Here is a 15,626-nt window from a genome sequence, read left to right as displayed (position 1 = left end):
GTGTCAGCCTTCCGCGGGGAGCAGGCGAATCGAGCCCGCCGCAATGGAGAGGCCGATCCGCTCGCCCGCGCGCACATTGATCGTGTGCGGCGCATCCAGCGCAAGCGGAATCGCGGCCGCGTCGCGCACGATGATGCGCTGACGGTCGCCGGCAAAACGAATGCTGTCGACGATGCCGGTGAGGCTCGCTTTGTCCGCATCGACGATCCCGATCGTCTCGGGGCGGACCATCGCCACAGCCTTGGCGCGAGAGTCTGTCGACCCGACCGGCTGACGACCGCCGGGCAGGATCAAATCGCCGCTCTCGATCGGGGCCTCGATGATATTGGCGGCGCCGACGAACTCCGCAACGAAGCGGTCGGCAGGCGTGAAGTAGATCTCGCGCGGCGTTCCGACCTGGGCGATCGCGCCCTTGCGCATCACCACGATGCGGTCGCCGAGCTCCATCGCCTCGGCCTGGTCATGGGTGACATAGATCGCCGTGATGCCCAGCGTGCGCAGAAGGCCGTTCAATTCGCCACGCAGGCGCTCGCGCAAGGCGGCATCGAGCGCCGTGAGCGGCTCGTCGAGGAGCAGCACGCTCGGCCTGATGGCGACGGCGCGCGCCAGGGCGACGCGCTGCCGCTGACCACCGGAGAGCTGATCGATGCGGCGATGTTCAAGTCCACCCAGATTGGTTAACGTGATCAGCTCGGCGACACGCGCCGCGCGTTCCGACCTGGAGACGCCGCGGATCTTGAGCCCGTAGCCGATATTCTCCGCCACGGTCATGTTGGGAAACAGCGCGTAGGATTGGAACACCATCCCGACATTGCGCTTCTCGATCGGCTGCCGCGTCAGATCCTTGCCGTCGAACAGCACGCGGCCGCCCGCATCGGGCATCTCCAGCCCGGCGACGATCCGCAGCAGCGTGGTCTTACCGCAGCCGGAGGGGCCAAGCAGCACCAGCGTCTCGCTCTGCGCAATGTCCAGCGTGGCGCGCGCGAGCGCGCAGGTCCCGTCGGCAAAGGTCTTGCCGCAATTCTCGACCTTCAGCGCCGCGCCATGGCGGATCATCATCGTCACTTCGCACTCCCCCTCTCGCCGATCCATTGCATCGCCACCAGCAGCGGAATGATCATGACGAAGAAGATCAACGTATAGGCCGAGGCCACCTCGAGCCGCATCGACGCGTAGCTGTCGGCGAGCCCGACCGGCAGGGTCTTGGTCAAGGGCGTGTGCAACATCCATGTCAGGTTGAACTCGCCGAGCGACAGCGTCACCACCATGAGGCTGCCGGCCAGGATCCCCGGCGCCGCATTAGGCACGATGACATCGACGAAACGGCGCCAAGGCGCGGCGCCGAGCGATGCGGCGCCTTCATCCAGCGACTTGACGTCGATGCTGGCGAAGATGGCCATGACGGAGCGCACCATGAACGGCATCGTGAAGATCACATGGCCGGCAAGAATGAACAGCCACGAGCGGCGAAAGCTGCCGAAGCCGCCATAGGTCAACAGCAGCCCGAGCGCCAGCGCAAGGCCAGGAATCGCGACCGGCAGGGTGATGGCCTCCTCGACCAAGCGAGCCAGCCGGCCGCCGCGGACATAGAGCGCGTAGGCCGCGGGGACGCCGACGACGAGCGTGACCAACAGCGTCCCCAGCGCGATCGAGATAGATGCCATGATCGTGCCGGCATAGAGATCGAAGACCTGGGCGACCCATTGCAGCGTGACGCCGGACTGGATGCCGCGGAAGTAGTTGACGGTCACGCCCGCCGCGATCGAAAGCGCGGCAGGCACGGCGAGAAACGCCGCGACGATCAAGGTGAACAGAAGTTGCAGGGCGAAGATGATCCGGTCGCGCACGCGTCTATCCCGCCGCCGCAACGGAGTTGCCGGTAAAGGAGCGCGCCAGCGCCAGGATGAGCCAGGTCATCACGCCGAGCCCGACCGATAGCGCCGCCGACGTCGCGAGATTTCCGGCCAAAGTGAACTCCGTGTAGATCAGCATCGGCAGCACATCGATATTGGTGGCCAGAGTGAAGGCCGTTCCGAACGCACCCATGGCCGTGGCAAAGGCGATGGCACCTGAGGCCACCAGAGCCGGCGCGAGCGCCGGCAGGATCACGTCGCGCAGCACGGCGAAGGGCCCGGCGCCGAGCGAGCGCGCCGCCTCCGCAAGCCCCGGATCGAGCTTCTGCGCCGCGGCCATGATGGTGAGGATGACGCGCGGGATCGAAAAATAGAGGTAGCCGAGGAACAGGCCATAGATCGAATAGGCGAAGACGAGCTTGTCTCCGGTCAGGCGCGCGGAGACGTCGCCGATCAGCCCCTGGCGGCCGGCCAGCAGGATGATCATGAAGCCGATGACGACGCCGGGAAACGCCAGCGGGAATGTCAGGATCGCCACCAGAACCGCACGCCCGGGGAAGCGGTGACGCTGCAGGAACAGGCCGGCGATGGTTGCGATGATCAGCGTCGCGACGGTGGTCGCCGCCGCCAGCAGCACCGTGTTCAGGAGCGTGGCGCGGTAGCGCGGCTCGACGAGAATCGCGAGATATTCGGCCAGCCCGCGTGGTCCTTCCGCACCGGTGACGAGCAGCCGCGCCATCGGCAGCAGAAAGAAGGCGGCCGTCACGGCCGCCAAAGGCAACAGGCAGATCCAGACGAAGGATTTGTGCGACATGAGATCACGGACGTCCCGCCGGTCAGGGCCGGCGGGACCAGGTCCTCCTTAGCGGACCTCGGACAGATAACGGTCGACGAACGCCTTCTGCGCCGTTTCCATGTCGCCCCAATTGACGCTCTTGGCACGGGCGTAGTCGCTGTCCGGCAGGAACTTGGTCTTGACGGCCTCGGGCAGCTCGATCGGACGTGCCGGACGCAGATAGGCATTCGTCCAGATCGCCTGGCCCTTGTCGGAGAGCAGGTAGTCGATGACCTTCTTCGCCTTGTCCTTGTCGGGCGCATTCTTCACTAGGCCGACGACGTAAGGGAACACCACCGAACCCTCGCAGGGAATCACAAACTCGAAATTGCCCTTCTCGGTGTATTTTGCGCGGTAGGCGTTGAAGTCGTAGTCGAACAGAATCGGGATCTCGCCCGAGACCACGCGCGCATAGGACGTCTGCTTCGGCACGATCGGATCGTTCTTGCGCAGGTCCTTGAAGAAGCTCAGAGCCGGATCGAAATTGGACTGCGAGCCGCCAAGCGCAAGATTGACCGCGACAGCGCCGACATAGCCGACAGCCGCCGAGCTCGGATCGAGATAGCCCACCATGCCCTTGTAGTCGGGCTTCAGCAGATCCTTCCAGCAGGCCGGGACCGGCTTCCCGCCGAGCGCGTCCTTGTTCACGAACAGGCCGAGCGTGCCGGAATGGATGGTGGTCCAATAGCCGTCGGCGTCCTTCAGACCGGCCGGGACCTGGTCCCAATTGGCCGGCTTATAGGCTTCCAGCGCATCCTGCGCCTTCGCCTTCATGCCGAAGGTGACGCCGAAATAGCCGATGTCGCCGACGGGATTGCTCTTCTCGGCGAGAATCTGGGCCAGCGCCTGGCCGGAGTTCTTGTTGTCGTGCGGGATGTCATAGCCGAGATCGGTCTTGATGGCCTTGAGCATCGAGGCCCAATCAGCCCATTCCGGCGGGCAATTGTAGCAGATGACGTCAGCGGCTTTGGCTTGCTGCGACGGCGCCAGGACGACCAGCGCGAGCAGCGCAAGAACGAGGCGGGTGACCTTCATGACGTTGAAAACTCCGTATGTCTGGCACGGCGGCCAGCTCCCGAGCTTCCCCTAAAGGCGGCGCATGAAGGATTTGCGACAGCGCGTGCGGCGCACACAAGCGAGGCCGCACGCTCATCGTTTGCCTACGAACGACCTCTACCTTCAGCTGCCGACATGATCAGGCGACGGCGCGGCGGCCGATGATGGCGAAGCGCAGCTTGCCCGAGATCCAGTCGATCGCCGCGACCGCCACCAGGATCATCAGGATCAGGAACGACACCCGCTGCCATTCCAGCACGCGGATCTGCTCGGCCAGCTGCAGCCCGATGCCGCCCGCACCGACGATGCCGATGATCGTCGCCGAACGGGTATTGGATTCGATGAAGTACAACACCTGGCCGGCGATCACGGGAAGAACCTGCGGCAGGAGGCCGAAGCGGATCTCGTGCAGCGCGCTGCCGCCCGAGGCGCGCACGCCTTCGACCTGTTTCCTGTCCGCGCTTTCCATCGCTTCCGAGAACAGCTTGCCGAGCGCGCCGAAATCCGAAACGGCAATCGCGAGCACGCCGGCAAACGGGCCGAGACCGACGACATTGATCCAGACCAGCGCCCAGATCAGCGTGTCGACGCCTCGGATGGTGTCGAACAGCCGGCGCACCGGAAAACGGAAGATCGTCGAGGGAATGATGTTGCGCGCTGCGAGCAGGCTGACCGGCAGCGCAAAACATGCGGCCAGCGTCGTGCCCAGCACGGCGATGGACAGCGTCTCGCCGAGGGCCTTCAGATAGATCGGCAGCGAGGCGCCGGGATCCGGCGGCAGCATCAAGAGCGCGATCCAGCCGAGCTGGCTGAGGCCCGACAGCATGCGCGACGGCGAGAATTCGAGATCGACAAGGCCGAAGACGAAGATCGCCAGTGCGAGCACCAGCACCAGCGGCGTCGCCAGCCGGGCGGACAGCGGCCGGTCGAAGATCTCGGGATAGCGCTCCCGGATCTGTTGCGAGTCGGGCGCCTGCTGACGGCTCATGAGCGGGCCTCCGCGCCAAACAACCGTCCGCGCAGCCAGCCGGTGCTGATATCGATCAGGAACACCGTCAGCACGATCATGACGAGGATGGCGCTGACATCCGAGTAGTAAAATTTGCGGATCGCGACCACGAGTTCCTGCCCGATGCCGCCGGCGCCGACGAAGCCCATCACCGAGGCTTCGCGCACGTTGATTTCGAAGCGCAGCAGCGTGTAGCTGGAAAATCCGGCGATCACCTGCGGCAGCACCGCGAAGCGCATGCAGGACAGCCAGCTTGCGCCGGTCGCGCGAATGCCCTCGACCGGCTTCATGTCGGCGTTTTCGACCACCTCGGAGAACAGCTTGCCCAGCGCGCCGCTGGAATGCACAGCGATCGCGAGCACGCCGGGGATCGGGCCAAGACCGAAGGCGATGACGAAAATCAGCGCGAACACGATGCCCGGCACGGTACGGGCGAATTCGAGCAGGCGCCGTACCACGAAGCGGATCCAGGGCGCCGGCGAGGTGTTCTCCGCGGCGAGGAAGTTGAGGCAGAATGCCACGACCATGCCCGCGATGGTGCCGACATAGCTGATCAGCAGCGTCTCGCCGAGCAGTTTGAGCCACTTCTTGAGGCCCCAGAACCATTCGGGAATGTTGGTCCAGACCCGCTGGCCGTCATCGAGCGTGAAGATGCGATCGAAATAGCTGATGAAATTGCCGAAGTAGGTGTAGAGCGTCCGCAGATTGACCTCGGCGCCGACCGCCGCCACCAGCAGCACGGCGATGAACACCACCGCCGAGAGCGCAAAACGCAGGCGGCGGCGGAACACCGCCCGGCGATAGACGCCGTTCAGCGCCGCAAGCTGCTGGCTCGGCAGGATCGAAACGGCTACCGCCATCGGAGTTGTGCTGCTTCCGGTTCGGATGTGTCAGACGTTGGTTGACAAACCTTGCTCGACCAACCTTGCGCAAGACAAGAGCCGGGTCTGTCCGACCCGGCTCTTGCTGGCATGATTTGTCGATCAGGAGGCCTTCTTGCGCAGGCTGTCGACGAACTTGATCAGGTCGATGGTGCCGTCCCAATCCTTGGTCGTGGCGGGATGGAAGCCCTTCTTCTGGCCGTCGGACAGACGGTCGAACGCCGCCTTGTCCTTGGTCGGGGCTTCAAAGAAGGCCTTGGCGATCGCCTGCTTGGCCTCTTCCGGCAGATCGGCATTGTAGGCGTAGGGCCCGTTGATGATCGGCGCCGATTTGTGGATGATGCGGAAATCATCCTTCTTCATCGGCGAACCGTCGGCGTTCTTCAGCATGCCCTTGGTCAGCATCTGCGCCAGCGTCGAGTCGTTATCGCTGGTCCACTGATTCGCCGCGACGTCGACGGTGCCCTGCGCCAGCGCCAGGATCGCATTCTCATGGCTGCCGGTGAACACGACCTTGCTGAAATAGCCGTCGGCATTGGTGATGCCCATCTTGTTCAGCTCGAAACGCGGCACGTTGTTGCCTGAGGTCGAGTTCGGATCGACCAGGCCGAGATTCTTGCCCTTGAGGTCCTCGACCTTCTGATACGGGCTGTTCGCCTTGACGAAGAACACCGAGTAATAGCCCGTGCTGCCGTCGGCGTTGATGTCGTTGGCGAAGGCGTCGATCTTGACACCAGTCAGCCGGGCGCGGGCGAACGAGGCCGAGCCATAGCTTGCGATGTGGATATTGCCGGCGCGCTGTCCCTCGATCACGGCTGCATAGTCGTTGGCGATGCGCAGCGTGACCTTGGTACCGAGTTCCTTGGACAGATAGTTCACGAACGGCGTCCACCGCTCGGTCACACCGGACGCATTCTCCGCCGGAATGACAGCAAAAGTCAGCTCCGGATACTTCGCCCTCCAATCTTCAGCGGAAGCAGAAGCGGTGAACGCCAGCGCGGCGACGCCCGCGAGAATGATGCGACGATTGATCATGAATTGCCCTCTTGTTGCAGTAAGTAACAGACCTCGTCCTGAGCACCTGCGGAGATCCGAGGTCGCAGAAAATTCCCGTCGTCAGGCCACGGCCGCTTCGCCGAGCGCCGGCACGGTTGCCGCCGGCGCCGGATGAGCCGCTCCCATCACCTCGTCAGCCTCGAGGTCGTAGAGTTCGCGCGCAATCTGCGCCGTCAGGGCCGCGGGCACGTCGTCGAACACGACCCGCCCCGTGGCCATGCCGATCAGGCGATCGCAATAGCTCCGCGCCAGATCCAGCGAATGCAGGTTACAGATCACGGTGATGCCGAAATGCTTGTTGATGCGCAGCAGCGCGTCCATCACGATCTTGGTGTTGCGCGGATCGAGCGAGGCGATCGGCTCGTCGGCGAGAATGATCTCGGGATTCTGCACCAAAGCGCGCGCGATCGCGACACGCTGCTGCTGGCCACCGGACAATTGATCGGCGCGCTGAGCGGCCAGCGGGGCCATGTCGAACTGCTCGAGCGCCGACAGTGCCATGGCGACGTCCTCCGCCGGCCAGAGCTGCGCCAGCGAGCGCCACGACGGAATCTCGGCCAGCCGCCCCATCAGAACGTTGGTCAGCACGTCGAGCCGTCCGACGAGATTGAACTGCTGAAAGATCATGGCGGAGCGGGCGCGCCACTGCCGCAACTCGCGACCGCGCAGCGCGGTCACGTCGAGGTCCTTGAAGAGCACGCGCCCGGAGGTCACCGGGCTCAGGCGATTGATCGAGCGCAGCAGCGTCGACTTGCCGGCCCCGGATCGGCCAATCACACCGACGAAACTGCCAGGAGAAATAGAGAATGATGCGTTGTCGACCGCGGCTTTCGTGCCGAAGCGGCACGTCAGGCCATCCACCACCAGCATAGAATTCTCCAGACGCCTCGCTTTGTCGCTATCGCTAGCGTCCGGATTCTACAGATATGTGACAGTCGCGCTGCGCTGCGACGATCATCCACACATCGGGCGTCATTCAGACGTCACGCACCCGTCATAATGAAGCGTCCTCCACCGCAAGGTACCGCAGACAGAGTGCGAGATGGCCGGCAAATCACTTTCGACCGAACCAACCGTTGATCCCTCGGCCAAGCTCCAGGACGTGAAGCTCGGCATCTATTGCGAGGTCGGCGCCCGCACCATCCTGCAGGAGGTGACGATGGGCGACTATTCCTACGTCGTGAACGACTCCCAGATCACCTACACGACGGTCGGCAAGTTCTGCTCGATCGCGGCGATGACCCGGATCAATCCCGGCAATCACCCGATGCACCGCGCGACTCAGGCTCACTTCACCTATCGCGCCAGCGCGTATTTTCCCGGCGAAGCCGACGATGCGGAGTTCTTTGCCTGGCGCAGGGAGCATCACGTCGAGATCGGCCACGACGTCTGGATCGGGCATGGTGCGATCGTGCTGCCCGGGCGCAACATCGGCACCGGGGCCGTGGTCGCCGCAGGAGCCGTGGTCACCAAGGATGTGCCGGCCTATACGATCGTTGCTGGCAACCCGGCCCGGCCGATCAGGCGTCGTTTTCCGCTCGAGATCGAGCAGCGTCTGATGGATCTCGCCTGGTGGGATTGGGACCACGAGGCGCTGCGTCGGGCGCTGCCTGATTTCCGGCGGCTCGAGATCAGCGCCTTCCTGGACAAATACGAAGCCGCTCTCGACGGCGGCCGCGCGCTGCGGCAGAGTGCCACCCCATGACCGACATCTCGATTTCCAACGGCCGTTGCCTGATCGGCTCCGACCTCGTCGAAGCATCGCTGATCGTCGCCAATGGCGAGATCGCCGCGATCGAGACCCGCCGCCCGCCATCGGGCATGGCAATCGACGCGCGCGGATTGACCGTGCTGCCCGGCATTGTCGACATCCATGGCGATGCCTTCGAGCGGCAGATGATGCCGCGCGCCGGCGTCGATTTTCCGATCGACGTGGCCCTGATCGACAGCGACCGGCAGGCTGTCAGCAACGGCATCACGACGGTGTTTCATGCCACGACGTGGTCGTGGGAGCCGGGCCTGCGCAGCGCCGGAAATGCGCGTCGCCTGCTCGAAGCGATCGAAAGCCTGCGGCCGCGGCTTGCCGCGGACACCCGCTTCCATTTGCGCCACGAGACCTACAATCTCGACGATGAGGACGAGATCCGCCAGCTGCTCGCGGCGCGGCGCATCGACCTGTTCGCCTTCAACGACCACATGGACTCGACGGTCGCGAGCCTCGAAAAGCCGCATAAGCGTCAGCGCATGATCGACCGCACCGGCCTGTCCGGCGATGATTTCGACCGCCTCGTCGTGCGCATCGCCTCGCGCGGCGACGCCGTTCCGACGTCCATTGCCCGGCTGGCGGAAGCCGCGCGCGCGGCCGGCGTGCGGATGTTGTCGCATGACGACGACAGCCCGGAGATGCGCAAGGCGTTTCGCTGCCAGGGCGTGACCATCGCCGAATTTCCGGTCAATGAGGAGACGGCGCGCGAGGCCGCCGGCGGCGGCGATGCGATCGTCTTCGGCGCGCCCAATGTGGTCCGCGGCGGCAGCCATACCGGCTGGACCAAGGCGAGCGACATGATCGCCAAGGGCCTGTGCTCGGTGCTGGCGTCGGACTATTACTATCCGGCGCCCCTGCTCGCCGCGTATCGCCTCGCGGCCGACGGTATCCTTCCGCTGTCGCGCGCCTGGGACCTGATCTCGGCCGGCCCCGCCCGAGCGGCCGGCTTGTCCGATCGCGGATCCCTGACGGAAGGCTTGCGCGCGGATATCATCCTCGTTGACGACAGCGACGCCTTGCGTCCGCGCATCGTGGCCGTGGTGGCGGCGGGACGCCTGGTCTACCTGACCGACGCCGCTCGTCTCCACACCGTCGCCGCGCCGCGCGCAGTCGCGGCGGAATGAGACGCCGATGACAGGCTTCCCACGCTACGCGATCTACTACACGCCACCGGCCGACACGGCACTGAGTGCGTTCGGTGCCGACCTGCTCGGCTACGACGCCTGGACCGGCCACGAACGGCCTTGTCCGGACGATGTCGTCAACGCCGTCCCCGATTGGGCCGAGCTCGCCGCCGACGCGCGCAAATACGGCTTTCACGCAACGCTGAAGGCGCCGTTCAGCCTGGCCGAGACACGCAGCGAGCGCGAATTGTGCGACGCCTGCGCCGGCTTCGCGGCGGCTCCCAGAACGGCTCCCCTGATCCGGCCGGTGTTGGACGCGATCAGCGGCTTCATTGCGGTCATTCCGGGCGAAGTCTCGCCGGCCCTGCAGGATTTCGCCGCTGAATGCGTGCGCGCCTTCGAGCCGTTTCGTGCGGCCATGACCGCGGAGGATCGCGCTCGTCGCAAGCCGGAGCTGCTCACGCCGCAGCAGCGCGCGCATCTCGATCGTTGGGGTTATCCCTACGTCATGGAGGATTTTCGGTTTCACATGACGCTGACGTGCCGCCTGTCCGACGAACGGCGCCGGCCGATCCTGGGCATGCTGCAAGCGCGCTTTGCAGCGCTCGGCATCACCTCGCTGGCGATCGACAGGATTGCGCTATTCCGTCAGCCGACCTCGAGCAGCCGTTTCAGCATTATTGCAAGCTGGCCGATCGCGGACCGATGATTTGCGGTCAACCCGGTGCGCCCGTGACGTGCGGGGGCGACTGCGGATCGAACAACGACAGCGGCGGCGAGATGTCGGCGCACCGGACAGCTCCTGCGTGAGTGCCTGCATCCGTGCCTCTCCCTTGCGTATCAAGGGCTCTCAACTCTTGAGATCGGATGGGGACTCGGACGTCAGCCGCAGTGCAGCATTCTTCCGCTGCATGGCTGGAGGGTTGCAAAGCGGGAGCCGTGAGGGAGCGAAAGCTTACACGGCCTTGGTCAGGGCCCCATCGACGATGAGGTTGGTTCCCGAGATCCGGCTCGCCAACGGACTGGCCAACATCACCACGCCGAAAGCCACCTCCTCCGCGGTTCCCATGCGACCGGTCGGGTTCAGGCCCATCGCCGTCTTGAACAGATCAGGCGAGCCGTTCTCGATGTTCTGCCAGATGCCGCCTTCGAAGTAGGTGTTGCCGGGCGACACGGCATTGACCCGAATGCCCTTGCCGACGAGCTGATGTGCGAGCCCCTTCGCGTAATGCAGCAACGCGCCCTTGATCGCGCCATAGGACCCTGCGGCGAAATCGACTTCAAATCCGGAGACGCTGGAGATGATGATGATCGAGGCCGACGGCGACTTCTCCAAATAGGGGACGGCCGCCGCGACGGCATTGACCGTATGCATCATGTCGGTGCGGAAGGATTTCTCCCAGGTCTCCGGCGTATCACCGACGGCGAGCGCGCTCACATTGCAGACCAGGCAATCGATGCCCTCGAACGCCTCGGCGGCACCATCGACCCAGCCCTTGAGCGCGACGGGATCGGCGACATCGATGCCCTGCCCCCAGGCCTTACCACCCCCGGCCGCGAGCTTCGTCACCACCGCGCCGACCGCCTCCGCATCGCGCCCGCAGATGGCGACGTGCGCGCCCTCGGCGACAAACAGCTCCGCGATCGCGCGCCCGATGCCCTTGCTGCCACCGGTCACCAGCACGCTTTTGCCGGTCAGCCTGAGATCCATGATGCTCTCCCCTTACGGCTTCACGCCAGTCTGCGAGTTCGATCATGATGGCCGGCGCGCACGACGCGGATGAAAAACGGGGCGCAGCGCGCTTCGGTGACCAAGCGACATGATGACCAAGCGAAAACCTGCGAGGAGGTTACGGCCCGGTCGTGCCGCAGCAAGGCGAAATAACAGACGCGACCTGCTGAAAAAGCTGACGCCGACGAGAATGTACGTCTGTGCCGGCTTCGCGCTGCCCAGGCGATGTCGTCTTGCTGCCGCTTGGCGAACCGCTTTGCCCACGCGTGCATCGCCCACCGCGCTCCTCGCACGAATCGGCTGACCAACGCCGCACAAAGAAAATGCAGCAGCGCCGCGGCGACAGCGCACCGCTTTCAAGGCCCGGCGTGTCAAGCCCGACGGCCTTTCCCGCTCGCTTGCGTCAATTCTTGTTTGTAGCTCGGCTCACCCACGCGCTCCAGATGCGCGGCGCATCTTCATCCCGATGTCACGAATCGAACGCTGCTGACGGTCTCGATCAGCACCGACATTCGCAATTGCAGCATCAGCAATGCGGAGTGTCGACTTTACGACAACGCATTGATGTTGATAGCTAATGGCATATCGCTTGCAATGCACAATGCGCCTCGCTATTGCAGCGCAGAAATTTCTTTGGAGTGCCACATGCTCGGAATTGGAAGTAAGCTGCCTTCGTTCGAAATCGTCGGCGTGAAGCCCGGCTTTCAGCTTCATGAGGAGAAGGGCGAAAGCGCCTTCGAGACCCTGACCGAAACCAGCTTTCCTGGAAAGTGGAAGGTCATCTTCTTCTACCCGAAGGACTTCACCTTCGTCTGCCCGACGGAGATCGCCGAGTTCGCCCGGCTGGCAAAGGACTTCGAGGACCGCGACGCCGTCGTGCTCGGCGGCTCCACGGACAACGAATTCTGCAAGCTGGCCTGGCGCCGTGACCACAAGGACCTTCACAAGCTGCCGATCTGGCAGTTTGCCGACACCAAGGGTTCGCTCGTCGACGGTCTCGGCGTGCGCTCGCCCGACGGCGTGGCCTACCGCTATACATTCGTGGTCGATCCCGACAACACCATTCAGCATGTCTATGCGACCAACCTGAACGTGGGCCGCGCGCCGAAGGACACGCTGCGGGTGCTCGACGCGTTGCAGACCGACGAGCTCTGCCCCTGCAATCGCGAGGTCGGCGGCGCCACTCTGAAGGTCGCCTGACCGTGTCCATCGAGCAGCTCAAGGAGCAGATTCCGGATTTCGCCAAGGACGTCAGGCTGAACCTGTCGTCGATGGCGTCGGACGAGAGCCTGTCCCCGCAGGCCAAATACGGTCTGTTCGTTGCCTGCGCGATCGCCACTCGCAACCCGGCCGTGACAGCGGCGCTGGAAGCGGTGGCGGCGGCACATCTGTCGGCGGCGGCGTTGACCGCCGCCAAGACGGCTGCCGCGCTGATGGCCATGAACAACGTGTATTACCGGTTTGTGCATCTCGCCACGAACAAGGAATACGCGACGATGCCGGCGCGGCTGCGCATGAATGCGATCGCCAATCCGGGCGTCGACAAGGCCGATTTCGAGCTCTGGTCGCTGGCGGTGTCGGCGATCAACGGCTGCGGCACCTGCATCGATGCCCATGAAAGGGTTCTGAAGGAGGCCGGCGTCAGCGCGGCGTCGATTCAGACCGCGGTTCGCTTCGCGGCCATCATTCAGTCGGTCGCCGTCGCAATCGAGGCGGCGGCTGTCACCGTGCCGTTAGCGGCGGAATAGAAAACGATCGACATGTGATTGCGGCCGGCATTGTTCGGCCGCATTTGCTTTGGACAACTCGCTCAATAGTTGTTGCGTAAATTCATTCCGTGGTGCGGTTGGCGCCCATACGAACCGCCAGTGGTCCTGCCAGAACCCGCATCGCGGCGGCACCATGATACTGCAGGCACCGCTCTCGCCTCGGGTAGGCATCAACAGAAATTCGCGCACAGCGTGTATTTCGACGAAGGGGCTGGCCGGGAAATTTCCACGGAATAGCCTTACCCGCTCACCCTTCCCGCCAAGAACATTGATCAGCTTAGGGGTCAAGCAACCCCGATTGTGACCAGCGCGCGCAAAATGGGTGGCGCGCATCGCGGAAGGAAACTGATCTGCCAGTCCCGGCAGAAGCGTTGGCGATATCGCGGCTCGCCTGGTGATGCTAGCTTCGGTTGGATCACGCGCGCCTGACGCCCTGAAGATCTCTTCCGCGACGCGGGTCGTGGGAGACAGGAGGCCTAGTAATGAGTGCTCCAGTTCAGAACGAACCGGCCAAGCCGACTCCGCCTTGGGCCAACGAGGAGCTCCGGAAATACGCTCCGCGGCGACATCAGAGCGATGGGGGACTGCCTGTCCAGGACGCGCGCCCCTTCAGCCCGCTGCCGTCCCATCTGGTCGCACGGCAGAACGCCCTGACCGCGACACCCAGCGTGACAGACCTTGTCGACGAGGAATTCCGCCGTGGTCTGCTGAGCGCAAAGCTCGATCCCGTCGTCATGCCCCTCCCTCCGGTGGACTCGGACCGGACGTCTCGTCTGGGCACCATCGTCAGGATCGGCGCCGCCGTCGGCATCGCGGCGTCGGTGGCCATGATGGTCGCGAACGTGGTGACGCTGGACGACGGCGGATCGGAGCGGAGCCGCAAGGCCCCGATCATGCCGGCGGCTGTGCTGGAAAGTCTTGCCCAGATCGACCCCGCCGAAGCGAAGATGGCCCAGGAGGATCCGCCCGCGACTGCCGCCATCATCGCGTCGGCCAGCCCAGACGCTGGCGCGCGTCCGTGGCCCCCGACATCGTCGGCAGCAGCGGCGACCGCCGCTCCCGCCCCTGCTGCCGTGGCCGTCTCCAATCCCGTACCTGCGGCCTCGGCCGTCCCGCCGCGCCCGACCATGCCGTTGCCGCGCGACGAGGTCGAGTCGCTGATGAAGCGAGGGCGTGATCTGCTGTCCGTGGGGGACGTGGCCAGCGCGCGCCTGATCCTCACCCGACTCTCCGATGCGGGACATGCCGACGCCTCTTTCCTGCTCGCACGCACCTATGATCCGATCGAGTTGACCAAGCTGAGGCTGCTCGGAGCCGTGCCCGACCCGGCCAGGGCAAGGACTTGGTATCTCAAGGCCGCCGAACAGGGCTCTCCGGAAGCCAGTCGTCGCGTCCAGCAATCAGCCGTGCGATAGGACCAGCGCGCGACGCAGCCGACGAAAATATCGGGCTGCGTGCCGCCCTGGTCAGAATACAGCGCCGCTGACAGGCTCTCGGGGTCATGGCGCGGGGCGCCCCCGACGAAAGTGCCACGCTGGCCAGCCTCAGCGACAGACACGTCTTCAAGCTGCGGCAGGTGCCGGTGTGATGCGGACCTGCACGTCGCATGGCCGCGCCAGATAGGGCGCCGAGGTGACCAGCAGGTCGGCGCCCGCCGCCGCATAGGCGGCTGCATTCTGCGCATTGACCCCGCCGGCGGCGGCGATGATCGGCCGTATCTGCAAGGCGGCCATCGCGCCGACGCGCCTGACCACCGCCTCGATATCGGCGGCCGGAAATTTCTCGGCCTGGATGACATCGAAGCCGGCCACGGCCGCGGCGACCGCCTGCTCGATCGAGGTGACCTCGATGACGAGCCGCTTCTCCGGCGCGGAGCGCCGCAATCGCTCAGCGACGGCGGCGAGCGGCGTGTCGCCCAGAAAGGCCCGATGCTCGGGAAACACTAGGATCGTCTCGGACAGGCCGAGCCGATGCATGATCGCCCCGCCCGCCTTGACCGCCGCCACCGCGAACTGCTTCGCACCCGGAACGTTCTTGCGCGTACAGGCGACGGCGATGTCCGGGCTCACCGTGCGCGCCGCACGCACGATCGCCTGGGCTTCCGTCGCCACGCCGGACCAGATCTCGATCAGGGTCTGCGCCACCTTCCAACTGCGCAGCAAGCCGGCAGCCGCGCCCTCCGCGCGCAGGATCGGACTGCCTTTCTCCAGCATCGCTCCGCTCGCGGCACGTAGCTCGACCTTGCAGCCAGTGAGCGCGATCAATGCAGCGGCCTCTTCGGCCAGCGCCAGCACCATCCGGTCGCGCGCGACGAACTGCATCTGGCCGGGCGCGGCGCCGATCCCGAGCGCCTCGGTCGTCAGGTCGCCATAGGGAACGTCGTCACGCAGCAGGGTCTCCAGATCATGACGCGGAATGCTGGTCGGCACGAACGACACTCCTCTTTGTGTCAGGTCTTTGTCTCAGGGCTACAACCTCGATATAGTCGCATCCGGCTGCTCGCCGCAGATCGCCGGGCCATGGGGGCTGGGATCGCCGAACGAGTT

At 64.8% G+C, this 15,626-nt stretch carries 16 protein-coding genes; 6 read left to right on the top strand and 10 right to left on the bottom strand.

Annotation, left to right across the window (positions count from 1 at the left end; translation table 11 throughout):
- Positions 1 to 3 precede the first annotated feature (3 nt).
- The 8 genes from ACVIJ6_RS21660 to phnC all read right to left on the bottom strand — a co-directional run bounded on the left by ACVIJ6_RS21660 (position 4) and on the right by phnC (position 7,560).
- Entirely contained in the window at positions 4 to 1,059 is a 1,056-nt protein-coding gene (locus ACVIJ6_RS21660) for an ABC transporter ATP-binding protein (protein ID WP_456777047.1), read from the bottom strand.
- A 2-nt stretch (positions 1,060 to 1,061) separates the two neighbouring features.
- Positions 1,062 to 1,847 (bottom strand): ABC transporter permease, encoded by a 786-nt coding sequence (locus ACVIJ6_RS21655; protein ID WP_456774348.1) that lies wholly within the window; start codon positions 1,845 to 1,847, stop codon positions 1,062 to 1,064.
- 4 nt (positions 1,848 to 1,851) lie between these two features.
- Positions 1,852 to 2,667, bottom strand: coding sequence for an ABC transporter permease (locus ACVIJ6_RS21650; protein ID WP_456774347.1), 816 nt, complete (start codon positions 2,665 to 2,667; stop codon positions 1,852 to 1,854).
- 48 nt (positions 2,668 to 2,715) lie between these two features.
- Positions 2,716 to 3,723 (bottom strand): ABC transporter substrate-binding protein, encoded by a 1,008-nt coding sequence (locus ACVIJ6_RS21645; RefSeq protein WP_012045756.1) that lies wholly within the window; start codon positions 3,721 to 3,723, stop codon positions 2,716 to 2,718.
- 160 nt (positions 3,724 to 3,883) lie between these two features.
- Complete coding sequence (phnE, locus tag ACVIJ6_RS21640) at positions 3,884 to 4,732, bottom strand: phosphonate ABC transporter, permease protein PhnE (protein ID WP_456774346.1); 849 nt, start codon at positions 4,730 to 4,732, stop codon at positions 3,884 to 3,886.
- Complete coding sequence (phnE, locus tag ACVIJ6_RS21635; protein WP_456774345.1) at positions 4,729 to 5,613, bottom strand: phosphonate ABC transporter, permease protein PhnE; 885 nt, start codon at positions 5,611 to 5,613, stop codon at positions 4,729 to 4,731. Before phnE (ACVIJ6_RS21635) ends, phnE (ACVIJ6_RS21640) begins: the two co-directional genes overlap by 4 nt.
- A gap of 123 nt (positions 5,614 to 5,736) precedes the next feature.
- Positions 5,737 to 6,669 (bottom strand): phosphonate ABC transporter substrate-binding protein, encoded by a 933-nt coding sequence (gene phnD, locus ACVIJ6_RS21630; RefSeq protein WP_456774344.1) that lies wholly within the window; start codon positions 6,667 to 6,669, stop codon positions 5,737 to 5,739.
- Between the two features lie 81 nt (positions 6,670 to 6,750).
- On the bottom strand, positions 6,751 to 7,560 hold the full coding sequence (gene phnC / locus ACVIJ6_RS21625) for a phosphonate ABC transporter ATP-binding protein (protein WP_456774343.1): 810 nt from the start codon (positions 7,558 to 7,560) through the stop codon (positions 6,751 to 6,753).
- Between the two features lie 172 nt (positions 7,561 to 7,732).
- Here phnC and ACVIJ6_RS21620 point away from each other — a divergent pair, with 172 nt between their 5' ends.
- From ACVIJ6_RS21620 to ACVIJ6_RS21610, 3 genes are read left to right on the top strand one after another with little or no spacing between them, the layout of a single operon-like run.
- Positions 7,733 to 8,395 carry a chloramphenicol acetyltransferase gene (locus tag ACVIJ6_RS21620; protein ID WP_456774342.1) on the top strand — a complete coding sequence of 221 codons (663 nt, stop codon included), beginning with the start codon at positions 7,733 to 7,735 and terminating at the stop codon, positions 8,393 to 8,395.
- Positions 8,392 to 9,579, top strand: a complete 1,188-nt coding sequence (locus ACVIJ6_RS21615; RefSeq protein ID WP_456774341.1) for an alpha-D-ribose 1-methylphosphonate 5-triphosphate diphosphatase — start codon at positions 8,392 to 8,394, stop codon at positions 9,577 to 9,579. The genes ACVIJ6_RS21620 and ACVIJ6_RS21615 overlap by 4 nt, the downstream gene beginning before the upstream one ends.
- 7 nt (positions 9,580 to 9,586) lie before the next feature.
- A complete protein-coding gene (locus tag ACVIJ6_RS21610; RefSeq protein WP_456774340.1) occupies positions 9,587 to 10,288 on the top strand; it encodes a DUF1045 domain-containing protein in 702 nt (233 codons plus the stop codon).
- Positions 10,289 to 10,534: 246 nt separating this feature from the next.
- On the opposite strand, the gene ACVIJ6_RS21605 is transcribed toward ACVIJ6_RS21610, so the two are convergent.
- Positions 10,535 to 11,290, bottom strand: coding sequence for an SDR family NAD(P)-dependent oxidoreductase (locus ACVIJ6_RS21605; protein ID WP_456774339.1), 756 nt, complete (start codon positions 11,288 to 11,290; stop codon positions 10,535 to 10,537).
- A 666-nt stretch (positions 11,291 to 11,956) separates the two neighbouring features.
- On the opposite strand from ACVIJ6_RS21605, the gene ACVIJ6_RS21600 reads away from it, so the two are divergent.
- From ACVIJ6_RS21600 to ACVIJ6_RS21590, 3 genes are all read left to right on the top strand, one after another.
- On the top strand, positions 11,957 to 12,511 hold the full coding sequence (locus ACVIJ6_RS21600) for a peroxiredoxin (RefSeq protein ID WP_012045765.1): 555 nt from the start codon (positions 11,957 to 11,959) through the stop codon (positions 12,509 to 12,511).
- Positions 12,512 to 12,513: 2 nt separating this feature from the next.
- Complete coding sequence (locus ACVIJ6_RS21595) at positions 12,514 to 13,059, top strand: carboxymuconolactone decarboxylase family protein (RefSeq protein ID WP_456774338.1); 546 nt, start codon at positions 12,514 to 12,516, stop codon at positions 13,057 to 13,059.
- A 503-nt stretch (positions 13,060 to 13,562) separates the two neighbouring features.
- Positions 13,563 to 14,495 carry a sel1 repeat family protein gene (locus ACVIJ6_RS21590; RefSeq protein WP_456774337.1) on the top strand — a complete coding sequence of 311 codons (933 nt, stop codon included), beginning with the start codon at positions 13,563 to 13,565 and terminating at the stop codon, positions 14,493 to 14,495.
- 147 nt (positions 14,496 to 14,642) lie between these two features.
- Here ACVIJ6_RS21590 and modD read toward each other — a convergent pair whose 3' ends face one another.
- A complete protein-coding gene (modD, locus tag ACVIJ6_RS21585) occupies positions 14,643 to 15,518 on the bottom strand; it encodes a ModD protein (RefSeq protein WP_456774336.1) in 876 nt (291 codons plus the stop codon).
- Positions 15,519 to 15,626 lie beyond the last annotated feature (108 nt).

This window comes from Bradyrhizobium sp. USDA 4369 (assembly GCF_054056435.1).
Note: the sequence above shows the minus strand (reverse complement) of the source record. Positions and strands in the feature narration are given on the sequence as shown.

Coding starts and splice junctions, on each gene's coding strand:
- phnE (WP_456774346.1), bottom strand. CDS start 4,732: ATGAGCCGTCAGCAGGCGCCCGACTCGCAACAGATCCGGGAGCGCTAT.
- ACVIJ6_RS21590 (WP_456774337.1), top strand. CDS start 13,563: ATGAGTGCTCCAGTTCAGAACGAACCGGCCAAGCCGACTCCGCCTTGG.
- ACVIJ6_RS21620 (WP_456774342.1), top strand. CDS start 7,733: ATGGCCGGCAAATCACTTTCGACCGAACCAACCGTTGATCCCTCGGCC.
- ACVIJ6_RS21650 (WP_456774347.1), bottom strand. CDS start 2,667: ATGTCGCACAAATCCTTCGTCTGGATCTGCCTGTTGCCTTTGGCGGCC.
- ACVIJ6_RS21605 (WP_456774339.1), bottom strand. CDS start 11,290: ATGGATCTCAGGCTGACCGGCAAAAGCGTGCTGGTGACCGGTGGCAGC.
- ACVIJ6_RS21645 (WP_012045756.1), bottom strand. CDS start 3,723: ATGAAGGTCACCCGCCTCGTTCTTGCGCTGCTCGCGCTGGTCGTCCTG.
- ACVIJ6_RS21610 (WP_456774340.1), top strand. CDS start 9,587: ATGACAGGCTTCCCACGCTACGCGATCTACTACACGCCACCGGCCGAC.
- ACVIJ6_RS21615 (WP_456774341.1), top strand. CDS start 8,392: ATGACCGACATCTCGATTTCCAACGGCCGTTGCCTGATCGGCTCCGAC.
- phnC (WP_456774343.1), bottom strand. CDS start 7,560: ATGCTGGTGGTGGATGGCCTGACGTGCCGCTTCGGCACGAAAGCCGCG.
- phnD (WP_456774344.1), bottom strand. CDS start 6,669: ATGATCAATCGTCGCATCATTCTCGCGGGCGTCGCCGCGCTGGCGTTC.
- ACVIJ6_RS21600 (WP_012045765.1), top strand. CDS start 11,957: ATGCTCGGAATTGGAAGTAAGCTGCCTTCGTTCGAAATCGTCGGCGTG.
- phnE (WP_456774345.1), bottom strand. CDS start 5,613: ATGGCGGTAGCCGTTTCGATCCTGCCGAGCCAGCAGCTTGCGGCGCTG.
- ACVIJ6_RS21660 (WP_456777047.1), bottom strand. CDS start 1,059: ATGATGATCCGCCATGGCGCGGCGCTGAAGGTCGAGAATTGCGGCAAG.